The organism is Janthinobacterium sp. NKUCC06_STL (genome assembly GCF_019345455.1).
GTDB lineage: Bacteria > Pseudomonadota > Gammaproteobacteria > Burkholderiales > Burkholderiaceae_D > Janthinobacterium > Janthinobacterium rivuli.
In genome coordinates, this window is the sequence record NZ_JAHKQY010000011.1 from 138139 (window position 1) to 161050 (window position 22912).

At 65.4% G+C, this 22912-nt stretch carries 20 protein-coding genes; 12 read left to right on the forward strand and 8 right to left on the reverse strand.

Annotated features, from left to right (window positions below):
- Nucleotides 1–2: 2 nt before the first annotated feature.
- The 11 genes from KO539_RS25860 (at nt 3) to KO539_RS25910 (ending at nt 12273) form a co-directional block, all read left to right on the forward strand.
- Complete coding sequence (locus tag KO539_RS25860) at nt 3–1565, forward strand: hypothetical protein (RefSeq protein WP_219312830.1); 1563 nt, start codon at nt 3–5, stop codon at nt 1563–1565.
- Nucleotides 1562–2239, forward strand: a complete 678-nt coding sequence (locus KO539_RS25865) for a hypothetical protein (protein ID WP_257626476.1) — start codon at nt 1562–1564, stop codon at nt 2237–2239. Before KO539_RS25860 ends, KO539_RS25865 begins: the two co-directional genes overlap by 4 nt.
- Nucleotides 2236–2643 (forward strand): hypothetical protein, encoded by a 408-nt coding sequence (locus tag KO539_RS25870; protein WP_219312832.1) that lies wholly within the window; start codon nt 2236–2238, stop codon nt 2641–2643. The genes KO539_RS25865 and KO539_RS25870 overlap by 4 nt, the downstream gene beginning before the upstream one ends.
- Entirely contained in the window at nt 2640–3362 is a 723-nt protein-coding gene (locus KO539_RS25875; protein WP_219312833.1) for a hypothetical protein, read from the forward strand. The genes KO539_RS25870 and KO539_RS25875 overlap by 4 nt, the downstream gene beginning before the upstream one ends.
- A complete protein-coding gene (locus KO539_RS25880; protein ID WP_219312835.1) occupies nt 3359–4069 on the forward strand; it encodes a type II secretion system protein in 711 nt (236 codons plus the stop codon). Before KO539_RS25875 ends, KO539_RS25880 begins: the two co-directional genes overlap by 4 nt.
- Complete coding sequence (locus tag KO539_RS25885; RefSeq protein WP_219312837.1) at nt 4069–4842, forward strand: ABC transporter permease; 774 nt, start codon at nt 4069–4071, stop codon at nt 4840–4842. Before KO539_RS25880 ends, KO539_RS25885 begins: the two co-directional genes overlap by 1 nt.
- Nucleotides 4842–5567 (forward strand): hypothetical protein, encoded by a 726-nt coding sequence (locus tag KO539_RS25890; RefSeq protein WP_219312839.1) that lies wholly within the window; start codon nt 4842–4844, stop codon nt 5565–5567. Before KO539_RS25885 ends, KO539_RS25890 begins: the two co-directional genes overlap by 1 nt.
- Nucleotides 5568–5654: 87 nt before the next feature.
- Nucleotides 5655–6227: a prepilin-type N-terminal cleavage/methylation domain-containing protein gene (locus tag KO539_RS25895; protein WP_219312841.1), complete on the forward strand. Its 573-nt coding sequence runs from the start codon at nt 5655–5657 to the stop codon at nt 6225–6227.
- A gap of 27 nt (nt 6228–6254) precedes the next feature.
- Entirely contained in the window at nt 6255–6620 is a 366-nt protein-coding gene (locus KO539_RS25900; protein WP_219312843.1) for a YgiW/YdeI family stress tolerance OB fold protein, read from the forward strand.
- Between the two features lie 233 nt (nt 6621–6853).
- Nucleotides 6854–11353 (forward strand): PAS domain-containing protein, encoded by a 4500-nt coding sequence (locus tag KO539_RS25905; protein WP_219312845.1) that lies wholly within the window; start codon nt 6854–6856, stop codon nt 11351–11353.
- A complete protein-coding gene (locus tag KO539_RS25910) occupies nt 11350–12273 on the forward strand; it encodes a diguanylate cyclase domain-containing protein (protein ID WP_099403076.1) in 924 nt (307 codons plus the stop codon). Before KO539_RS25905 ends, KO539_RS25910 begins: the two co-directional genes overlap by 4 nt.
- Here the strand turns inward: KO539_RS25910 and KO539_RS25915 are convergent, their stop codons facing one another.
- The 5 genes from KO539_RS25915 to KO539_RS25935 all read right to left on the reverse strand — a co-directional run bounded on the left by KO539_RS25915 (nt 12274) and on the right by KO539_RS25935 (nt 16311).
- The gene (locus KO539_RS25915) at nt 12274–12729 is read right to left on the reverse strand and encodes a MaoC family dehydratase (RefSeq protein ID WP_219312847.1); all 456 of its coding nucleotides are present in this window, start codon (nt 12727–12729) and stop codon (nt 12274–12276) included. It lies immediately after the preceding gene.
- A complete protein-coding gene (locus KO539_RS25920) occupies nt 12722–13210 on the reverse strand; it encodes a MaoC family dehydratase (protein ID WP_219312849.1) in 489 nt (162 codons plus the stop codon). The genes KO539_RS25915 and KO539_RS25920 overlap by 8 nt, the downstream gene beginning before the upstream one ends.
- Nucleotides 13207–14352, reverse strand: a complete 1146-nt coding sequence (locus tag KO539_RS25925; RefSeq protein WP_219312851.1) for an acyl-CoA dehydrogenase family protein — start codon at nt 14350–14352, stop codon at nt 13207–13209. The genes KO539_RS25920 and KO539_RS25925 overlap by 4 nt, the downstream gene beginning before the upstream one ends.
- 16 nt (nt 14353–14368) lie before the next feature.
- Nucleotides 14369–15559: an acyl-CoA dehydrogenase family protein gene (locus KO539_RS25930; RefSeq protein ID WP_219312854.1), complete on the reverse strand. Its 1191-nt coding sequence runs from the start codon at nt 15557–15559 to the stop codon at nt 14369–14371.
- A gap of 164 nt (nt 15560–15723) precedes the next feature.
- The gene (locus tag KO539_RS25935; RefSeq protein WP_219312856.1) at nt 15724–16311 is read right to left on the reverse strand and encodes a TetR/AcrR family transcriptional regulator; all 588 of its coding nucleotides are present in this window, start codon (nt 16309–16311) and stop codon (nt 15724–15726) included.
- 156 nt (nt 16312–16467) lie between these two features.
- On the opposite strand from KO539_RS25935, the gene KO539_RS25940 reads away from it, so the two are divergent.
- A complete protein-coding gene (locus KO539_RS25940; RefSeq protein WP_257626477.1) occupies nt 16468–17676 on the forward strand; it encodes an MFS transporter in 1209 nt (402 codons plus the stop codon).
- Nucleotides 17677–17688: 12 nt separating this feature from the next.
- Here KO539_RS25940 and KO539_RS25945 read toward each other — a convergent pair whose 3' ends face one another.
- The 3 genes from KO539_RS25945 to aceE all read right to left on the reverse strand — a co-directional run bounded on the left by KO539_RS25945 (nt 17689) and on the right by aceE (nt 22822).
- Entirely contained in the window at nt 17689–19278 is a 1590-nt protein-coding gene (locus tag KO539_RS25945) for an aspartate:alanine exchanger family transporter (RefSeq protein WP_219312858.1), read from the reverse strand.
- Nucleotides 19279–19508: 230 nt separating this feature from the next.
- Nucleotides 19509–20129, reverse strand: coding sequence for a glutathione transferase GstA (gstA, locus tag KO539_RS25950; RefSeq protein ID WP_219312860.1), 621 nt, complete (start codon nt 20127–20129; stop codon nt 19509–19511).
- Nucleotides 20130–20146: 17 nt separating this feature from the next.
- Nucleotides 20147–22822 carry a pyruvate dehydrogenase (acetyl-transferring), homodimeric type gene (aceE, locus tag KO539_RS25955; protein WP_219312862.1) on the reverse strand — a complete coding sequence of 892 codons (2676 nt, stop codon included), beginning with the start codon at nt 22820–22822 and terminating at the stop codon, nt 20147–20149.
- Between the last annotated feature and the right edge of the window lie 90 nt (nt 22823–22912).

Sequence of the window (22912 nt, forward strand, 5' to 3'; positions counted from 1 at the left end):
CCGTGTTCCGCAAACAATTACTCTACATTACCAGCGACGCCCTGTGCGCCTACGACTGGGACCATGGCGTGCTGGGCCCGGGCCAGACCTTCGCCGCCAGCGCGGCCGGGCTGGACGGCTTCGCCGCGTGGCTGGAAGACCCGCAGCAGCAAAGGCTGGGCGTGCCCGTCTACCTGCTGACGGACTTGATCGAGGAAGATTTCCAGCATCAGCTCGTGCCCCATGTGCGCGGCAAGGCGGGCCGCGCCCTGCTCGAGCGGCGCAGGCAGCAGCTGCACCGCGATACGCCCTACCGGGGCAGCGCCATGCTGGGCCGCGAAAGCACGGGCCGCCACGACGACCAGGTGCTGTTTTTCGCCCTGACCAACCCCACCTTGCTGCAGCCGTGGACCGAGGCGCTTGAACACTTGCGCGTGCCCGTGGCCGGCATTTATTCGACCAGCCTGCTCAGTATTGCGCTGGTCAAAAAGCTGTCGCTCGCGCATGAACACTTGCTGCTGGTGACGCAGCAATCGGGCGGCTTGCGGCAAAGTTACTATGAAAAGGGCCAGTTGCGCTTTTCGCGCCAGACGGCCACCATCGCGCTCGACGGCGTGGCCGTGAATATCGCGCTGGAAACGGAAAAGACGCGGCAATTTCTCACCAGCACGCGCATGCTGGCGCGCGGCGACCTGCTCAATACCGTCATCCTGGCGCCAGCCGCGCAGATCGCCAAGCTTGAATTGTTGTGCGACAACGGCGTCGAAGTGGCGTATCACTTCATCGACCTGCAACAGGCCGGCGCACGGGTGGGCTTGCGCCAGACGCCGGCGCTGGCCGATGCATTGCTGCTGACCTTGCTGGGCAAGCATCCGCCGGCCAGCCACTATCCGCCCGGCGCGCTGGCCCGCTATTACCACTTCCAGCGCGCGCGCAAGACGCTGTATGGCGCCAGCGCGCTGATCGGCGCGTCGGCCGCCCTGTGGTGCGTGATCAATTTACTGGGCGGCATCGCCGACGGGGCCACCACGCAGCGCCTGGCGCAGGAAACGGCGTCCTACCAGGAACGCTACCGCAGCGTCATGTCGACGCAGCCGCCGGCGCCGGCCAGGACGCAGAACATGAAAGTGGCCGTCACCCTGGGCCAGATGATCGCCAGCCAGGCGCCGGATCCGGGCCGCCTGCTGGGCCTGCTGGGCGCGGCGCTGGACCAGGCGCCGCAAATCCAGCTGGGCCAGCTGCACTGGAACGCGGGACCGCCCCCAGCGCGCACGAGCGGCAGCCAGCAAGCACCGCAGACGGAAAGCGGTCGCCCGCTGGGCAGCAGCCTGGCCGGCATCCCCGTCGCCCCGCCGCAGGCGCTGCGCCTGGAAGCGGACGTGGCCATGCCGAACAATGACTACCGCGCGGCGCTGGCCGCCATCACGGCGTTTGCGCAAACCCTGGCGCGCCAGCCGGGCATGCAGGTAAGGATAGAGGAAACGCCGCTCGACTTGCGTCCCAGCGTGGCCTTGTCCGGCAAGAGCGCCGCGCCGGCGCCGGACAGCCAGGCCCGCTTTACCCTCTTGCTGGAGTGGCAGCCATGAGCGGCCCCGTCAAGCAGCCGCCCCTGCCCGGCATGCAGCGGGCAAGCACGCCTGCGCGCACCCTGCCCGCCTGGCTGGGCGAACTGCACCTGGTGCGCGGCGCCCTGCTGTGCTTTGCGCTGACCTTGCTGGCCGGGGTGGTGCTGCTGAGCTTGAGCACCGCCTATCGCACGCGCGAAGCGCAACAGCTGTACCTGGCCCAGCACACGCGCGCGGCGGCGGCCACCCTGTTCAACCACGCGGAAGCGGAAAAGCAGGAAATCCGCGCCTACGAACCGCAATTCCTGGCGCTGCGCCAGCGCGGCCTGATCGGCGAGGAAAACCGCCTGGCCTGGATCGACGCCATCCACCGCAGCCAGGAACAGCGCAAGCTGCTGCCGATCAGCTATGACATCAGTCCCCAGCAAGGGCTGCAAGTGCCGTTGCCGATGGTGATGGGGCAATATCATTTGCGCGGCAGCCGCATGCGCCTGCAGATGGATTTGCTGCACGAGATGGATTTGCTGAACCTGTTTGACGATTTGCGCCAGGCCGGCTATTTCGCCGTGCAGGAGTGCAAGCTCAAGCGCCATGGGGCAGCCGGGGCTGGCGGCGCGGCAGCACCCACCTTGGGCGCCGAATGCGAGCTGCTGTGGCTGACCGTCAACAGCCTGGCCGTGGCGGGGCCGCCATGAGGTACGCTCTCGTCCTGTGCGCGCTGCTGGCCGGCGCCGCGCCCACTCTCCATGCACAGGCACAGCAGCTGGGGCGCTTGTTCCTGTCGCCCCAGCAGCGCGCCCAGCTCGACACGCAACGCTACGGGCCGCCGCCACCCGATCCGGCCCTGGCGGCGCCACCGCCCCCGCCACCGCCCGCCCCGCCCGTGGAATTGAATGGCGTGGTGGTGCGCAGCAGCGGCCGCTCCACCGTCTGGCTGAACCAGGAAGCGCAGAACGAGCCGCACAACCGCCTTGCCCGTGGCAAACCCGGCACCTTGACCCTGCGCCTGTCGAACGGCCAGGTGGTACTGCTGAAACCTGGCCAGCGCTACGACCCGGCCAGCGGCACGGTCACCGAAGTGCAGGAGACCCCGCCATGACGCCACGGAAAGCTCGTCGCCAGCGTGGCGCCGCCCTGCTCCTGCTGGTGGCCGTGCTGGGCCTGGGCGCGGCCAGCCTGCTGATCAGCGCTTTTGGCCGCAACACGGGCGAAGCCGAACGCCAGCAGCGCACCCTGGCCACCCTGGCGCAGGCGCGCGACGCCTTGCTGGGCTTTGCGGCGACCAATGGCCGCCTGCCCCGTCCGGCCGCCTCCGCCCTCGACGGGCGCGAACGGGCCGCCGACTGCGCCGACGATGCCGCCTGCAGCGGCTTTTTGCCGTGGGTGGCGCTGGGCGTGGACGGCGTGGATGCCTGGGGCAAGCTGCTGCGCTACAGCGTCACGCCGGAAATGGCTCGCGCCCCCATCGTCTCGTTTTCCGCCATCGCCAACAGGGTCGTGCTTGAACGCGGTCCGCGCGGCGAACTTGCCTTCGTGGCGGGCCAGGCGCTGTGCGACGTCAGCGCCCAATGCCTGCCCGTCGTGCTGTTCTCGCAAGGCAAGGATCATTACGGCACGGCCGCCAGCGGCGTGCCGCAGATCAATACGGCACGCGGCAATATCGATGAGGCGGCCAACGATCGCGCCAGCCGCGGCTTCATTGCCCGCCCCGCCACCGGCAATGCCGCGCTGCCCGGCGGCGCCTTCGACGACATGCTGACCTGGATTACCTTGCCCACCCTGTACCAACGCATGCGCGCCGCGCGCAACCTGCCATGAGCGCCCGCCATCCGCGCCGTCATGGCGGCTTTTCCCTGATCGAGATCGCCATCGTGCTCGTCATCGTGGGCCTCATGATCGGCGGCCTGGTCACGCCCTTGACGGTGCAACTGGAGCAGCGCAAGGTGGCCGAGACGCAACAGGCGCTCAATGAAGCGAAGGAAGCGTTGACCGGCTACGCGTTGCGCTACGGCTACCTGCCCTGTCCCGCCATCTCCTCCATGAGCGGCCTGGAAGACCGGCGCGGCACGCGCTGCACGGGCGAAAAACGCGCCGGTTTCCTGCCCTGGGCCACCCTGGGACTACGCCAGGGCGACAGCTGGAACAATCTGCTGCGCTACAGCGTGACGCCGGCCTTCAGCGACAGCGGCCAGCTTTTCAGCCTGTCGACGCCGCGCGACATCAGCATCGTCACGCGCAATGGCGGCGCGCTGCTGCAGGCGACGGCCTTGAACGACATCCCCGCGATGATCATGTCGCACGGCAAGAACGGTTTCGGCGCCACCAGCGTGCAGGGCCAGCGCCAGGCTGTGCCGTTCGGCAACAATGTCGACGAGCGCAACAATGCTTCAAACGCCACCACCGTCATCAGCCGCGCCGCCAGCAGCCCGCAGCAGCCGGGCGGCGAGTTCGACGATATCGTCGCCTGGCTGTCGCCAAACATCCTGTTCAACCGCATGGTGGCCGCGCAAAGGCTGCCACGCTGATGCCGATGCTCTCGCCCTCGTTCACCATCGCCCGCTACACGCTGCTCGAAGCGCTGCGCAGCCGCCTGCCATGGCTGTTCCTGCTGGCCGCCTGCGGCGCGGCCGCCCTGGCCGGCTTCCTGCAGCAACTGGCGCTGACGGAAAGCGGCGCCGTGCAGGCGGCCCTGCTGGCGGCCACCCTGCGCCTGGCCGGCGTTTTCCTGCTGGCTACCTTCATCATCACCAGCATGGCGCGCGAAGCGGCCGACCGGGGCCTGGAACTGCTGCTGGCGCTGCCGATGCCGCGCGCCGCCTACCTGCTGGGCAAACTGCTGGGCTATGGCACGCTGGCGGCCATTCCCGCCGTGCTGTTCGGACTGTTGATGGCGCTGTTCGCCGCGCCCGCGCAATGCGCGCTGTGGGCGCTGTCCTTGCTGGGAGAGTTGTGGATCGTCGCCGCCTTCAGCCTGCTGTGCGCGGCCAGCTTGCAGCAGGCCCTGCCGGCGCTGGCCGCCACGGGCGGCTTCTACGTGCTGGCGCGCATGCTGGGCAGCCTGCAACTGCTGGCGCATGGTCCGCAGGCAGGCGATTCCCTGGTTCAACGGGCAACGGCCGGCGCCATCGACGTGCTGGCCCTGCTGCTGCCACGCCTGGACGCGTTTACGCGCACGGAATGGCTGCTGTACGCCACCGGCGACTGGCAGGCGCTGCTCAACGTGGCGGCGCAAACCGGCATCTATGTGGCCTTGCTGGCCAGCTGCGCATTGTGCGACTTTTACCGCAGGAACATCTGATGGCCGCGACCAGCCAGCGTCCATGGACCAGCGTGCCGCGCCCCGTGTGCTGGCTGCTGGCGGCTTGCCTGTTATTGCAGCTGGGCTGGCGCCTGGCGCAGCAGCACGCTCCCGCCCAGGCACGCCCGCTGCCCGCCGCGCCGCCGGCTGGCGTGGCGCGTCTGGCCAGCCTGGGCGAGCCGCTGGCCATGTCGAAAGCCATGCTGCTGTACCTGCAATCGTTCGAAGACCAGGCCGGCGTCAGCCTGCCGTGGCGCGAACTCGACTATGACCGCCTGGCCGGCTGGCTGGAAACGGCGCAAACGCTCGATCCGCGCAGCCAGTACGCGCTGGTGGCCGCCGGCGAGGTGTATGCCGGCGTGGCCGATCCGCAGCGCGCGCGCCGCATGCTCGATTTTGTCGCCGCCAGCTTCGCGGCCGACCCGCGGCGCCGCTGGCCCGCCATGGCGCAGGCCGTGCTGGTGGCAAAGCACCAGTTGCACGACCTGCCGCTGGCGCTCGGCTACGCGCGCGCATTGCGCCAGCTGGCGACGGGGCCGCAGGTGCCGCCGTGGGTGCGCGAGATGGAAGCGTTCATCCTGGAAGACATGGACCAGCTCGACGGCGCCCGCCTGGTGATCGGCGGCCTGCTCGCCAGCGGCCAGATCAGTGACCCGCATGAACTGGCCTTCCTCGCGCGCCGGCTCGACGAACTGGCCAGGAAGAAAGCACAGGCCGCCCCATGAGCCGCTGCCTGAAATGCCATGTGCATCGGGCACCAATTGCAGTAAACTGCCATCTCAAGCTGTAGCACTTTTTTCCAAGGAAATCCCATGCTCCCACGCCGCCAGCACGGCTTTACGCTCGTAGAAATCGCCATCGTCCTGGTCATCATCGGCTTGCTGCTCGGTGGCGTGCTCAAGGGACAAGGCTTGATCGACAGCGCCAAGGTGAAAAACATCATCCAGCAGTCGAATGCGCTGACGGCCGCCGTCAACGCCTACCAGGACAAGTTCCGCGCCCTGCCCGGCGACGATCTCCAGGGCACCGTGCACGTGCCCAATTCGGCCGGCAACGGCAATGGCGACGGCCAGATCGGCGACGGCCAGCCGCGCGAATTCACCCTGGCGCCGCAGCACCTGGCGCTGGGCGGCTTCATCACCGGCTCGTTCAACGGCACCTCGCAATTCATGACCAGCGCCCAGGGCGGCGCCGTCTACCTGTACAACGACGAAGTGGGCGGCCGGGCCGGCAACGGCATCCGTTTCGACAACCTGCCCGAGAGCTACGCGGAGCAGATCGACAGCAAATTCGACGATGGTGTGGCCGGCACGGGCAGCGTCCGGGCGAACATGCCCTACGGTAATGCCGGTGCTATCATTGCCCGCACCGCCGTCTTTTTCTGAGCCTCCAGTCACTATCAAAGGAATACCATGTCACTGCACCGCAAACTCATCGTTTCCCTGGCCGCAGCCTGCGCCTTGCTGGCCGGCAGCGCGCAAGCCCAATACGTGGGACCGACGGCCGGCCCGGCCGCGCCCGGCAATGTGGCCGCCATCCTGAAAAACCCCGTCGACGACCAGGCCGTCGTGCTGCGCGGCAATCTGCTGCGCAAAGTGGGCAACGAGAAATACACCTTCTCCGATGGCACGGCGGAAATCCGCGTGGACATCGACGACAAGGTCTTCATGAATCGCAAGATCGACGCCAAAACCCGCGTGGAAATCCGCGGCGAAGTGGAAAAAGACTTCATGGAAAGCCCGGAAATCGACGTCGACGTGCTGACCGTGGTGCCGTAATCCGCCGTGCCATCCCGCAGCCACGGCGGGATGGGTATCACCCCTCTTCTGTATGCCTTGCGCAAGCTTTTTTCCATTCCAGAAACTAGGCTTGTCAGAACAATCAATTTCGTCTAGCATCTTTTCATTCAAGGTCAGCCAGCGCCAGCGTGAGCCTGCCTGTCGACTCATCCATTCTGGGAGCTTTCCGGGTGCAAGATTTGCCTTCGATACGCTCAAGAATTTCATGGCTGGTGCTCGCCTGGGTCATTCCGACGGCGCTCGTGTTTCTCCTGCTCGTGGCGCAAAGCTACACGCGCGAACGCGACCATGTCGTCAGCGAAACGGCGCAGGCGGCGCGGGCGGTCGCGGCCGCCGTCGAACGCGACCTGAACGGCGCCCAGATGGCCGCGCAGATCCTGGCCGGCTCGCCCGCCCTGCAAGCCGACGACATCGGCGCCCTGCGTGTCCTGGCCGCCAGCCTGCTGCAGCCGGGCCTGGCCGTCAGCGGCTTCATCGTTTCCGACGCCAAGGGCCGCCAGCTGATCAATACGACCTTGCCCGCCAGCCAGGCGCCGCCTCCCCTGCCGCAAAAATGGGCCGCCAGCATGGAGCGCACGCGCGACTACGGCAAGCCGCGGCTGACCAGCCTGGCCAAGGCACCCGACAGCGTGCCGCAGCTGGCCCTGAACCTGCCCTTGCCGCGCAAGCAGGGAGCCGCCTACGTGCTGACGGCACTGTACCCGCCCGACTACCTGTCCGTGCTGCTGCGCGAACTGCACCTACCCGCCTACCTGGGCGCGGCCATCATCAATGCCAACGGCATCAACGTGGCGCGCACCCTGGCGCCGCAGCGCTATGTGGGCCAGCGCACTGCGGCGCCCCTGCTGGAACAGATACGCCAGGCGCGCGAAGGCGTGCTGCGCCATGCCACCCTGGAAGGCATCGACGTGTACACGGGCTTTCGCCGCGCCCCGGACGCCGCCTGGACGGTGGCCGTCACCATGCGCACCAGCACGGTGGCAGAAGCCCTGCTGCGCTCGGTAGTCACGGGTTCCCTCATCCTGGCGCTGCTGCTCGGTGCCGGCTTTGCCCTGGCCTGGCGCGTGGGCGGCCGTCTGGCCAGCACCCTGCAGGAACTGACGCAGCAAATCCATGCGCTGGCGCAAGGCAAATCCTTGCTCTCAAACAAGCACGCGGACCGCGAATCGGCCGACATGGCCAGTGCCCTGGGCGCGCTGGAACGCGACCTGCGGCGCCACCGCACGCAGCTTGAAAGCCTGGTGGCCGAACGCACGCTGGCCCTGGAAAAATCCACGCGCCTGCTGGAAACCGTGTACGCGACGGCGCCGATCGGCATGCTGTTCGTGGACCTGGACTTGCGCATCGTCATGATCAACCACTACCTGGCCACCATCAACGGGGCCAGCGTGGCGCAGCACCTGGGCCGTCCCGTGGGCGCCATGCTGTTCGACGACGCCGTGCGCGCCGAGGTGGAACGCTGCGTGCGTCAGGTCCTCGGGACGGGGCAGCCCATCGTCGACATGGAATTGCAAGGCCATAGCGGCCAGCAGCGCGAACAACTGAGTCACTGGATCGTCTCCTACCACCCGATTTTTGGCCCGGAACAGCAGTTGCTGGGCGTATCGGGCCTGTGGCTGGACATTACCGAGCGCAAGCGCAGCGAAGCGGAATTTCGCCGCTCGAAACACCTGTTTGGCACCATCATTGAAAACATCCCGGCCATGGTCTTCGTCAAGCGCGCAGACAAGCTGAGCTTTGAAATGGTCAACCGCCACGCGGAACTGACCCTGGGACGCTCGCGCGAGCAATTGCTGGGCAAGACGGACCATGATTTCTTCCCGCCGCAGCAGGCGTCCGCCTTCGTCAGCGCCGACCGCAAGCTGCTGGCCACGGGGCAGATGGTGGAAATCGAACAGGAAGCGATCAATACGGCCGACGGCACCACGCGCCACTTCACCACGCGCAAGGTGGTCTTGCGCGACGATGCGGGGCGCCCCAGCCATGTGCTGGGGGTCTCGATCGACATCACGGAACGCAAGCGCGCCACCGAGGTGCTGCACGCCACCACTTGGCGCCTGGAACAGAACGAGCGCTTCATCCGCACCGTCACCGACAACCTGCCCGGCATGGTGTCGTACTGGGGCGCCGATTTGCGTTGCCTATTTGCAAATAAATTCTATAACGAATGGTTTGGCCGCAGCAGCGCCGAGCTGGCCGGCATCCACATGAGCGAATTGCTGGGGCAGGAACTGTTCGACGTGTATGCGCCCCACGTCGAGGGCGTGCTGGCGGGCCGGCCGCAAAGCTTCGAGCGCGACCTGCTCGATCCCGGCGGCCAGGTGTGCCACACATGGACCAATTACATCCCCGATTTCGACGACAACGGCGGCGTGCGCGGCTTCTTCGTGCTGGCCTCGGACGTCTCCGAACTCAAGCGCACGGAATTGCGCCTGCACGAACTCAACGAGCAGATGGTGCGCGCGCGCGACAAGGCAGAGGCGGCCAGTATCGCGAAGAGCGAATTCGTCGCCAACATGAGCCATGAAATCCGCACGCCGATGAACGCCATCATCGGTCTGGCGCGCCTGCTGGAAGAGTCGCCGCTGGAACGGCGCGAGCGCAGCTATGTCGGCAAGATCCAGATGGCGACGCAGTCGCTGCTCAACATCGTCAACGACGTGCTCGATTTTTCCAAGATCGAGGCGGGGCAGATGGTGCTGGAACAGCGCCGCTTCCAGCTCGAACGCATGCTGGGTAGCGTGGGCGTGCTGCTGGCCAGCAGCGCCTGGGCGCGCGGCGTGGAGCCCGTGTTCGTGCTCGATCCCGGCGTGCCTGACGAACTGATCGGCGACGCCCTGCGCGTGGAACAGATCCTCATCAACCTTGTGGGCAACGCCGTCAAGTTCACCGCGCATGGCGAAGTGGTGCTGAGCATCGGCATGGAGGCCGAGGATGCGGCCAGCGCCACCCTCGCGTTTTCCGTGCGCGACACGGGCATCGGCATCGGCGCGGCCGAGCAGGAACGCATCTTCGACGCGTTTTCCCAGGGCGACAGCGGCACCAGCCGCAAATACGGCGGCACGGGACTGGGGCTGGCCATCTGCCGGCGCATGGTGGAACTGATGGGCGGCACCCTCAGCGTCAAAAGCACGCTGGGCCAGGGTTCCGACTTCCGCTTCAGCTGCCGCTTCGAGAAGGTGGCGCCGCCGCCCGAGCCGTCCGGCAAGGGCGTGCCCAAGGCCCTGTCGCTGCTGATCATCGACGACAACGCCAGCGTGCGCGCCATGCTGGAAGACTGGTGCGCGGCGCAGGGCTGGCACAGCCGCAGCGCCGACAGCGGAGCGGCCGGCCTGGCCCTGCTGCGCAACCACGCCAGCGGCCTGGACGGCTTGCAGGCGGCCGCTCACGTGGATATGGTGCTGCTCGACGCGGCCATGCCCGGCATGGATGGCATTTCCATGCTCACCGAGGCGCGCGCCGACGAACACCTGGCGCTGCCGCCCGTGATCATGCTGGTGGCCGACCAGGACAGTGAAAACCTCGAACGTCTGGCCGACAGCCTGATGCTGGCCGGCATCGTCTCGAAACCGGCCACTCCGGCGCGCCTGCTGGCGGCCGTCACCGCCGTGCGGGATGGACGCAATGGCCGCAGCGCGCCATCCGTGCTGCCCGTGTCCACGCCCTTGTCGGGTTTGCTCACAGGCATGCGCGTGCTGCTGGTGGAAGACAATGAAATCAACCAGGAAGTGGCGCAGTACATCCTGCTGCACTCGGGGGCGCGCGTGGCCGTGGCCGCCAATGGCAGGCTGGCCGTCGACTTGCTCGCCAGCACGCCCAACGCCTGGGACGTGGTGCTGATGGATTTGCAGATGCCCGTCATGAATGGCTACGACGCCACCCTGGCCATCCGCGCCCTGGGCTTGCCGGACTTGCCCATCATCGCCATGACGGCCAATGCCATGGACGAAGACCGTCTGCGCGCCATCGCCAGCGGCATGAACGCGCATGTAGCCAAGCCCATCGATGTCGACGAGATGATCGAGACCCTGACCCGCCTGGTGCGCTCTTCCCTGGGTGGCGGCGACGGCGCCGTCCAGGCAGCCGATGCCGCCACGCAGACGCCGGACTTGCCGGCCACCGTGCCCGGCATCGACCTGACGGCGGCCCTGCACCGTTTCGGCGGCGACTACGGCGCCTTCCTGGCCCTGCTCAAGCGCTTTGAGAATTCGCAAGGCGACGCCGTCGAGGAAACGCGGCGCCTGCTGGCCGCCGGCCATCTGCAGCAGGCGGCGCAACTGCTGCACCGCGTGTGCGGCGTGGCCGCCAACCTGGGCGCCACGCAGATCGCCAGCCTGGCCGGCGAGGCGGAAAAGGCGCTGAAAACGGGGCAACCGCACGCCACGGCCGCCCAGCTGGGAAAGCTGGAACGGGCGATGGCCGAAGTCATCGAAGCGGCGCGCACCCTGCCCTCGCCCGTACGGCGCAGCCAGCCGGCAGCGGCAGCGCCCGGCGGTGCGCCCGTCGATCTGCACGCTGGCCTGTCCGAGCTGCTGGTCCTGATCCACAACAACAACCTGAAAGCGCTGGCGCAATTCCAGGCCCTGCACCCCGCCATACAACAGTCGGACCGGGAAGCGGCGCTGGCGATGGCACATGCGATTGAAACGCTGAATTTTGCCGAGGCGGAAAAACTCGTGCTCGATCAGCTGAAACGAGAGGAAAACAAGTGAGCTGGACCAACCTTGCCATGAACGGGCGCATCCTCATCGTCGATGACGCCATGGAAAATATCCAGATCCTGCACCAGCTGCTGCGCGAGGAACACGACGTGCTGTTCGCCCTGAGCGGCGACAAGGCGCTGGAAATTGCGCATAATCAACTGCCGGACCTGATCCTGCTCGACGCCGTCATGCCCGGCATGGATGGCTATGCGGTCTGCAGCGCGCTGCGCGAATCGGCCCTCCTGAACGCCATTCCCGTCATTTTCGTCACGGCCCTGAACCAGCCCGAAGACGAAACGCGGGCGCTGGAAGCGGGCGCCGTCGATTTCATCACGAAACCGTTCAACGCGGCCGTCGTGCGCGCCCGCGTGCGCAGCCAGCTGACCATCAAGCGGCAAGCCGACGCCATGCGCGAACTGTCGCTGACGGATTCGCTCACGGGCGTGGCCAACCGGCGCAGCTTCAACGACACGATGGACAGCGAATGGCGGCGCTGCGCGCGCGACGGCGTGCCGATGGCCCTGATCATGGCCGATATCGACCACTTCAAGGATTACAACGATACGTATGGCCACCAGGCGGGCGACCTGTGCCTGCAGCAGGTGAGCGCCGCCCTGCGCCGCTGCGCCGTGCGCCCGCCCGACCTGCTGGCGCGCTACGGCGGCGAGGAATTCATCATCCTGCTGCCGCAGGAAACGCGCGACGGCGCCGAAGTGGTGGCCCAGCGCATCCTCGACGAAGTGCGCGCGCTGGAAATTGCCCACGCCAGATCGAGCGTCGGCCCGCACGTCACCGTCAGCCTGGGCATGGCCAGCATCATGCCCACGGAAGGCATGGACCCCAGCGCCCTGATCCGCGCCGCCGACGCCCTGCTGTACCGCGCCAAACATACGGGGCGGGACAGGTATTGCGCGCCGGAGGGGGAGTGATCAGGGATAGCAGCGCATCAAAAATTCCGCCACGCACACGGGTTTCGGGTCGCCTTCGCGTTCCATGGTGACTGCCCAGTTCACTTGCGCGCCTTCCAGCACGTCGTCGACGGAGAGGATGTCGAGCCGCGCGCGCAAACGGCTACCGACGGGCACGGGCGCGGGAAAGCGCACTTTATTCAAGCCATAGTTGATGGCCATGCGGATGCCGGCCATGTGCAGCGCACCCTGCAACATGGCCGGCAGCAGGGACAAGGTCAGGAAGCCGTGCGCCACGGTGCAGCCGTACGGCGACTCGCGCGCGCAGCGTTCGGCGTCCACATGGATCCACTGATGGTCGTCCGTGGCGTCGGCAAAGGTGTCGATGCGCTGCTGGGTGATGGTCAGCCAGTCCGAAACAGCCACGTGCTGTCCCGCCAGCGCTTGAAAACCGGCGATGCCGGCGATATCACGCATGGTTTTCGCCTGCCGGACGGCGGCCGAACATGCCCATGCCTTCCACTGTCGTCACCACTTCGCCATGCTGGTTGCGCACGCTCCACACGGAAATGACGATGCCGCGGTCCGGCTTCGATGTGGATGGGCGCACGTCCTTGACCTGGTAGGTCAGCTGCAAAGTGTCGCCCGCGCGCACGGGTTTGAGCCAGCGGATGCTGTCCAGGCCGGGCGAACCCATGCTGGACGAATGCTTGAGCAGATTGTCCACCACCAGGCGCATCATCATGCCGCAGGTATGCCAGCCGCTGGCGATGACGCCCTTGAAGATGGTCTTTTCGGCGGCCGCATGGTCGACGTGGAATGGCTGCGGATCGAAATCCGTGGCAAAAGCGATGATTTCCTTTTCCGTTACGTGGCGCTGGCCCAGGTCGATTTCCAGGCCTTGCGTAAAGTCTTCGAAATACCAGTGTTTCGGGGTGGTGGCAGGCGATGCGGTCATGCGGTCTCCGTCGGCAAAAAGCCCGGCTGGGCGATAAAGCGCTCGATATGATGGTCCACGTCGCCCAAGGTCAGGGCGATCATGGCAAGGCGCTTGAAATGGTGGGCAGCAGGCAATTCGTCGGTGACGCCCATGCCGCCATGCAATTGCACGGCTTGCTGGCCGACAAAGGTGGCGGCCAGTCCCACTCTCGCCTTGGCGGCGGAGACCGTGCGGCGCCGCTCGGACGCGTCGTCGCTGTCGACCTTGGCGGCGGCCAGCATGGCCATCGAACGGGCCTGCTCCAGGTGGATGAACATGTCGGCCATGCGGTGCTGCAAGGCCTGGAATTTGCCGATCGGCGCGCCGAACTGCTGGCGCGTCTTCAGGTATTCCAGGGTGGCGGCGAAGATGGCGTCCATGGCGCCCACGGCTTCCGCGCACAGCAAGGAGGCGCCGTAATCGACGGCCGCGTCCAGCACGGACCAGCCCTGCCCCGCCTTGCCGATCAAGGCGTCGTGGCCCAGCACCACTTGCACGAGGGTGACGGTGGCGGCGCGCTGGCCGTCGATGGTGCGGTAGTCGCGCACGGAAACGCCGGGCGCGTCAACAGGCACGAGGAACAGCGAAATGCCGTCCGTATCGCTTTGGCTACCGCCGCTGCGCGCCGAAACGATCAAGGCGCCCGCCTGCGCGCCATGAATGACGACGGTTTTCTCGCCATCGAGCACGAAACCGTCGCCTCGGCTTGTCGCCGTGGCGGCAATATCATTGAGTTCGTGGCGCGACTGGCGTTCACCGAGCGCGCAAGCCAGTTTCAGGCTGCCGCTGGCGACCTGTTCCAGCACGCCATCGTGGCCGCCTGCCAGGCTCAGGAAGCGCGCGCCCAGCACGGTGGCCAGGTAGGGCTCGACCACCAGGCCACGGCCCAGTTCCTGCATCACCAGCAGCATGTCCACGGCCGTGCCGTCGAAGCCGCCCGCGCCGGCCGGCAGCGGCAAGGCCGTCATGCCCAGCTCGGCCAGGGTGGCCCAGGCGGCATCGGACGTGCCCGTGGCCGAGTGGATGATTTTTTGCCGCGTTTCAAAGCGGTAATCCTTGTCGACCCAGCGCCTGAGCGCATCGGCGAATTGCTGCTGTTCCTGATTAAAATGAAAGTCCATGTCGTCTCCTTCTGGCTTACAGGCCCAGGATCATCTGCGTGATGATGTTTTTCTGGATTTCATTCGAGCCGCCATAGATCGATGTCTTGCGGTAATTGAAGTAATACGCGGCAAGCGGCGCAGCCAGGTCGTCGCCGCCAGCGCCGTGCGGCGCGCTGCCGTCCAGAAATGCCGGGTCGAACGGCAAGGCTTGCGGGCCGATGGCTTCGACCATCAGTTCCGTCAGTTGCTGCTGCAATTCCGAACCGCGCACCTTCAGCATCGATGCCTGCGGTCCCGGCCCCTTGCCTTCGTCGCTGATGACGCGCAAGACCGTCATTTCCAGCGCCATCAATTCAATTTCCAGGGTGGCGACCTTGGCCGCAAAAGCGGGATCGTGCAGCAGCGGCGCGCCGCACTTGGTTTGTTGCATGGCCAGCTGCTTGAGGAAAGTCAGCTCGCGCTTGGAGCGGCCGACGGCGGCGATGCCCGTGCGCTCGTGGCCCAACAGATACTTGGCGTAGGTCCAGCCCTTGTTTTCCTGGCCCACCAGGTTGCTGACCGGTACGCGCACGTTGTCGAAAAAGACTTCGTTCACTTCATGTTCTTCATCGAGCATGATGATGGGACGCACGGTGATGCCCGGCGTTTTCATGTCGATCAGCAAGAAACTGATGCCTTCCTGCTTGCGCACCGTGCTATCCGTGCGCACCAGGCAAAAGATCATGTCCGCGTGCTGGCCCAGCGTCGTCCAGGTTTTCTGGCCGTTGACGATGTAATGGTCGCCGTCGCGCTGGGCCGTGGTTTTCAGCGAAGCAAGGTCAGACCCGGCGCCCGGCTCGGAGTAACCCTGGCACCACCAGTCGTCGCAATTCAAAATGCGCGGCAGATAATATGCTTTTTGTTCGGCGCTGGCGAAGGCCATGATGACGGGCGCCACCATGTTGACGCCGAAGGGCAAGATCGGTGGCGTGGCGGCGCGCGCGCACTCGTCTTCCCAGATGTGGCGCTGCACGGCCGTCCAGCCCGTGCCGCCATGTTCGACGGGCCAGGCCGGCGCGGCCCAGCCTTGCTGCGCGACAATCTTGTGCCAGCGCACGTAATCGTCGCGGTTCAGGCGCAGATGCTGGCGCACCTTGCGCTGCAAGTCCGCCGGCAGATGGGTGTCGAGGAAGGCGCGCACCGTGTCGCGGAAGGCGCTCTCCTCGGCCGTGTAATGCAGGTCCATGTCTGTCTCCTTGTTCTTATCGGTTGCCGTGATGACTGCACGCAAGGAAGCTCAGCGCACAAAAAAGCACGACCGTTCTCAAGGATTGTACAACAGATTGGGAGTGGCGCCAGCGGTTTTACACAGGCTCAAGGTTCATCGCGAAGCCATGCCACTTTTCGCCATTACCTTTGAACTAATAGCCCCCGTAGCAGCAATTCCAATGCCGCAACTGCTTTTATCAGGCGCGCATTGCCTTCGTCGCCGTCTGCGATCCAGAACGCCGCTTCCGCCAAGCTGCCGTAGATCAGCGCAGCCAGTGCCTGTGGGCAAGCATCGGCCACGATGCCCTGCCGAATCAGCTGCTGGATCAGCCCTTGCATCGATTCAAGGCAATGGCGCTGCGAATCCGGTGAAGCGCCACCCAGGACCGCCCTCGCATCGCGCAACACGATGCGCTGGATTTCCGGTTCCAGGGCCATCTCCAGATAGGCACGGCAGCGGCTGCGAAAGCCTTCCCACAAGTCTGCGGTGCCGTCGGAGATGGCTTGCAGGCGGCCATCCATTTCCGCGTCGATCTGCTCCACCACCGCCAGCAGCAAGCCCTTCTTGTCGCCGAAGTGATGGTACAGCGCACCCCGCGTCAGCCCTGCCTGGGCGGTGAGGTCGTCCATCGACGTGTCGGCATAACCGCGCTCGCTGAACACTTTGCGGGCCGTGGCCAGCAACGAGGCGCGGGTTTCTTCCATTTCCACACGGGTGCGGCGAACCATGGCTTTCTCCTTACATACGTAACGTATGATTGTTTACGTGCAGTGCGTATGTATATATACTTATTCATACGCGATGTATGTATTATCACTGCGACGTGTCTCCGTTGCAAGCAGGACACACACAGTTTCTCGAATGATCAATGAAGGATCTGCACCATGAATACGTCTCCCTACGCTGCCGCAGAAAACGCTGTCCGCCACCCGTGGCTAGCGGTCAGCGCTATCGGCATGGCTACTTTTTCCGTCGTGACGACGGAAATGCTGCCGGTCGGCCTACTGACGCCGATTGCCGACACCCTCGACACCTCCACCGGAACGGCCGGCCTGATGATCTCGCTGCCAGCATTACTGGCGGCATTGTTCGCGCCGCTGGTCGTGCTCGCATCAGGCAACCTGGACCGGCGCAAGATACTCTGTGGTTTGCTGACACTCCTGGTGATCGCAAACATTGCCTCGGCCCTGGCGCAAAACATGGCGTGGATGCTGGCGGCACGTGTACTCGTCGGTTTTTGTATGGGCGGCATCTGGGCCATCGCCGGCGGCCTCGCTTCCCGCCTGGTTCCTGCCCGCTCGGTTGGGCTGGCAACGTCGGTCATCTTCGGTGGCGTGGCGGCCGCTTCCGTGCTGGGTGTGCCGCTAGGCGCCCACATCGGCGACCTTGCAGGGTGGCGCTGGGCCTTCGGCGTCATGGCGCTGTTCAGCAGCCTGGTACTGGCGCTGCATCTGGCCGTCATTCCCGCCCTGCCCGCTACCGCTGCGACGACCTGGCGCCAATTCGGCAAGCAGCTGCGCAACAGGCAGTTGCAAGCGGGGCTGCTTCTGACCCTGTTGCTGGTGAGCAGCCATTTCATGGCCTTTACCTTCGTGCGCCCGCTGCTGCTGTCCGTGTCGGGGTTCGATGCGCAATGGCTGGGCGCACTGCTGTTTGCCTATGGCTTCGCTGGCATCCTTGGAAACTTCCTGGCCGGTGTCATGGCCGCGCGGCGCATGGCGACGACCATCATCGCCATCTCGGGCGGCCTGCTGCTCACGCCGCTGCTGTTCCTGGCTGTCGGCGACTCCGGCATCGGCGGCGGCGTGGTGTTGCTGGCCTGGGGACTGGCCTACGGTGGCGTATCGGTCGGCCTGATGACCTTGATGCTGAAGGCGGCGCCCGGCGCCGTGGAGATCGTCGCCGCGCTGTATGTCGGCGTCTTCAATATCGGCATTGCGCTCGGCGCGTGGACCGGCGGCCAGGCCGTGGACAGGCTGGGCCTGTCCGCCAACCTGTGGCTTGCCGCAGGATGCGCCGCTGCCGCCTTGCTGCTGTCGTTTGGCATCCGCTTTATGGAAGCCAGCAAGCAGCCTGGTGCTGCAAGCGATTGACGCTGACCGTCATCAGCCATACAAATGCAGCAGCACTTGCACGGCAACGATCTTGACGATGGTCATGCTGGGGAAAATCATGGCGTAGCCGAGGTTGGGCCGGTCCGACTTGGCCAGGCGGTTGGCGAACACCAGCACGGCAGGATTACCCGTGGCGCCGGCCGCGATGCCCAGCAACTCGGGAAACGGCAGGCGCAGGAAGACCTTGCCCAAAATCACCACCAACGCGACCACCACCAGCACCGTCACGGCGCCGAGCGCCAGCATGGGCAAGCCGTCGGCGCCCACTTGCTGCACGAAGGGCAAACCGGACGCCATGCCGACGGAAGCGAGGAAAATCGTCAAGCCATAGTTGCGCATGACCAAATTGGCCGACAGGGGCAAGCGCCAGCTGATCTTGCCCACCCTGCCCAGGCGGCCCAGAATCAGCGCCATCACCAGCGGCCCGCCGGCCAGGCCCAGGCTGAACGAGCCTATCCACGGCAAGGGAATCGGCACCAGGCCCAGCAGCACGCCCAAGACCATGCCCATGCCCAGCGAGACATAGCTGAACTCGGCCGTGGCCGTGATGGAGTTGCCGAACAGCTTGCGCACGTCGGCCGCATGTTTGGCTGGCGCGATGGCCATCACCCGGTCGCCAAACTCCAGGGTCAGGAACGGGTGCGGCAAGATCATGGCGTCGCCGCGGCGAATGAAGGCGATCTGCAAGGGGAAATCCTTGGCCAGGTTCAATTCGCCCAGCGGCACGCCAACGATTTCCGCGTCCGACACGAACACCTCCGTGCCGTCGAACGCACTGCGGTCCTTCATCAGCCGGCCTGGATCCAGATGGCCCAGCGCCGTGCGCGCCGCTTCCACACCCGCCACCGTGCCCGACACCATCAGCGCGTCGCCCACGCCGAGCACGAGGCCCGGATCGGGCAAGCGGTTCTGGTGGCCCTGGCGCACGCCGATTACTTGCACGCCCGCCAGCGGGCCGTCGGCCAGTTCGGACAGGGCCGCGCCCGCCAATTTGGCTTCGTCGATGGTAATTTCGGACACGACGATGGGTGCCGGCGGCGGCGTCAGCACGGGTTTTAGTATCCGCCCGGCCAGGTACAGGCCCAGCATGGGGCCGACCACGCCGAACGGATACGCGACGGCATAGCCGACGGCCGCGTCGCCATTGCCGTGCGACGCTTCCAGCGCCGCCTGCAAGGCGGCCGTGCTGGTCATGGCGCCAGCAAACACGCCGCTGGCCATGCGCAGCGAGATATCGATCCACTGCCCGCCCCAGACGGACACGGCCAGGCCGCCCATGACGGCGACAAAGGCGATCAGATTGTGTTTCTGCCCCGCACCGCGCAAGCCGGCGAAAAACTGCACGCCATACTGCACGCCGATGCCATACAGGAACAGCAGCAAGCCGATGGAGCCGACCATCGGCGGCGGCACGGAACCGGGAGCAAAGGCGCCCAGCGCCAGCCCCGCGAACAGCACGCCGCCCACGCCCAGCGAAAAGCCGAACACGCTGATGCGCCCCAGCGCATAACCGGCGCCGATGACGAGAAACAGGGCGAGGATCGGCGTGGACTCCAGCGTGTGGCGAAATAATTGAAGCATCAAAAACCTTGGTCTGGGGAAGGCCCAGTTTAGCATGCACAAAAGCAACACGATGGCGATGATGACAAGCAAGCGTGCGCAGCTTTGCACCTTAAAAATGGGCAAAAAAAAGCCCGCTGCGGGAGCGGGCTGAATCTAATTCCTGTGAGGAAGTAGAGGAGACAGGTGAATGATGCCGCATCGCAGCATATTCATCCAATTCTATGTTGTGATGATAGAAATATGTTTTATCAATATCTGCCCTCCTCTTCGCGCAACGCCTGCTGCACGGCGGGACGCTCGCCGACGCGCTCGATCAAGCGCCGCACTTGCGGGAAGGCCGACAAGTCCACCTTGGTGTGCGCCGACCAGCCGAGGATGGTGTACAGATAGGCATCCGCGATGGAGTAACGCTCGCCCAGCAGATACGGTCCGCCAGCCGCCAGTTGCCGCTCCACATAATCGAGGCGTGCGGCCAGGCGCGAGCGGGCCACGTCCTGCGCCTGCGTGCCGTATTCCGGGTGGAACAGCCAGGGGCTGAACACCTTGTGCAGCTCGGTGGCAATAAAACCCAGCCACGATTGCAGCTGCACGCGCGCCAGGGAGCCCGGCGGCGGCGCCAGACCGCTGGCCGGCGCCAGGTCGGCCAGGTATTGCACGATGGCCGTGCCTTCCAGCAAGATGGTGCCATCGTCCAGCGCCAGCGCCGGCACGTACAGGTTCGGATTCACCTGCGCATAGTCCTCGCCCGTTTCCGTGACGCGTGGAATCTTGCGAATATCAACTCTTTCCAGCTCCAGCGCAATGCCCGCCTCGATGGCCACGATGTGCGGCGACAAAGAACACGTTCCCGTTGCGTAATACAGTTTCATGATCACTCCTCGAAAAGTTACACGGACGCGGGATCGAGTTTTTCCACGTCGATGCCGTATCTGGCGATGGCTACGCCAATCTTGCTGCGCGGCAGCTGGCCCCCATCGGCCAGCGCCGTCAGGGCGGCCAGCACGATGAAATGGCGGTCCACTTCAAAGAAGGTGCGCAAGGATTCGCGCGTATCGGAGCGGCCGAAGCCATCCGTGCCCAGGGCAACGAAGCGCCGGTCGTGCACGAAGGGGCGCACCTGGTCGGCCACGATCTTCATGTAATCGGTGGCGATCACCACCGGGCCTTGCCGGCCAGCCAGGCATTGCGCGATATACGGCACGCGCGGCTCACTGTCCGGGTGCAGCATGTTCCAGCGCTGCACGGCCAGGCCGTCGCGCCGCACTTGCGTCAGGCTGGTGGCGCTCCACACGTCGGCCGCCACGCCGAAATCCTGCTGCAGCAGCACGCCGGCGGCCAGCACTTCGCGCAGGATGGAGCCGCTGCCCATCAGCTGCACGCGCGGCGAGGTTGCCATGAGTGCTTCCGGACTTTCCTGCAGCAGATACAGGCCCTGCAAGATGCCCGCCTCGGCGCCTGCCGGCATGGCTGGGTGCGGATAGTTTTCGTTGAGCAAGGTGATGTAATAGAAAATATCCTCTTGCTCGGCAAACATGCGGCGCATGCCGTCGTGGATGATGACGGCCAGCTCGTAGGCATAGGTAGGATCGTAGGAAATACAGTTGGGAATCACGGACGACAGCACATGGCTGTGGCCATCGTCGTGCTGCAGGCCTTCGCCCATCAATGTCGTGCGGCCCGAGGTGGCGCCCAGCAGGAAGCCGCGCGTGCGGGCATCGGCCGCCGCCCACGCCAGGTCGCCCACGCGCTGCAAGCCAAACATCGAATAGAAGATGTAGAACGGAATGGTGGCCAGACCATGGTTGCTGTACGACGTGCCAGCGGCGATCCAGGAGGAAATGGCGCCCGATTCGTTGATGCCTTCCTGCAATATCTGCCCATCCTTGGCTTCCTTGTAATAGCTGAGCTGGCCCGCGTCCTGCGGCGTGTACAGCTGCCCCAGGTAGGAATGGATGCCGATCTGGCGGAACAGGCCTTCCATGCCAAACGTGCGCGATTCATCGGGCACGATGGGCACGATGATCTTGCTCAAGGCGGGATCTTTCAGCAGGGTACCGAGGATGCGCACGAAGGCCATGGTGGTGGACGCGCCCCGCTCGCCGCTATCCTTGAGCTGGGTGGCGAAGGCGGACAGCGGCGGTATCGGCAAGGGCGCCACCTTGCTGATGCGGGCGGGAATGTAGCCGCCCAGTTGTGCCCGGCGCGCGGCGAAGTAGCGCGCTTCCTCGCTGTCCGGCGCCGGTTTCAGATACGACATTTCTTCCAGCTGGGCATCGCTGACGGGCAGCGCGAAGCGGTCGCGGAAGGCGCGCACGGCGTCGGCGCTCATTTTCTTCAATTGATGATTGATGTTCTGCCCTTCGCCCGCCTCTCCCATGCCGAAGCCCTTGACGGTCTTGGCCAGGATCACGGTGGGACGGCCAGGCGTGCGCATGGCTTCCGCGTAGGCCGCGTGGACTTTTTCGGGATCGTGGCCGCCGCGCGTCAACTGCCAGATGTCGTCGTCCGACATGTGCGCCACCAGCGCCAGCAGTTCCGGATACTTGCCAAAGAAATGCTCGCGCACATACGCGCCATTCTGCGATTTGAAGGTCTGGTAATCGCCGTCCACGCATTCCATCATGCGTTGACGCAACAAGCCGCTCGTGTCGCTCTGCAATAAAGCATCCCAGCCGCTGCCCCAGATGACCTTGATGACATGCCAGCCCGCCGCGCGGAACGTGCCCTCCAGCTCCTGGATGACCTTGCTGTTGCCACGCACGGGACCGTCCAGGCGCTGCAGGTTGCAGTTGACGACAAAGATCAGGTTATCGAGGCGCTCGCGGCCGCCCAGGGAAATGGCGGCCAGGGATTCGGGCTGGTCCATCTCGCCGTCGCCGAGGAAGGCCCACACCTTGCGGCCCTGGTGCGGCTTCAAGTCGCGGTACTCGAGATAGCGCATGAAACGGGCCTGGTAGGCGGCCGTCAGCGGCCCCAATCCCATCGATACTGTGGGAAATTGCCAGAAATCGGGCATCAAACGGGGATGCGGATACGACGACAGGCCCTCGCGGCCCGCTTCGCGGCGGTAATTGTCCAGCTGCGCTTCCGTGATCCGGCCTTCCAGATAAGCGCGGCCATAGATGCCGGGCGCGGAATGGCCCTGGATGTAGACCAGGTCGCCGGCAAACTGGTCCGTATGGCCACGGAAGAAATGGCTGAAGCCGACGTCATACAGCACGGCCGCCGACTGGTAAGTGGCGATGTGGCCGCCCACGTTCGAGTGTTTGGCCGCGCGCAGCACCATCACCATCGCATTCCAGCGGATGTAGGCATTCAGGCGGCGCTCGATGGCCAGGTCGCCCGGATAAGCGGGCTGGCGCGCCGTGGTGATGCTGTTGGTATAGGCGGTGGTGACGCGGCCATGCATGTCGCCGTGCTGCGCGGCATCAATATCGACAAGCTGGTCGAGCAGGTAATGGGCGCGCGGGCGCCCTTCCACGGCGACGACGGCCTGCATCGCCTCCAGCCATTCTTTGGTTTCTTGCGGATCGATATCGGGTACGGCGAGGGATGGGGTCATGGCAGTCTCCTGAGGGTGGGCATACATCGTCATGATCGATTGCTACTGCAATCATTGCATTTGCAATCGTTATGCCGGCCATTGTATAGC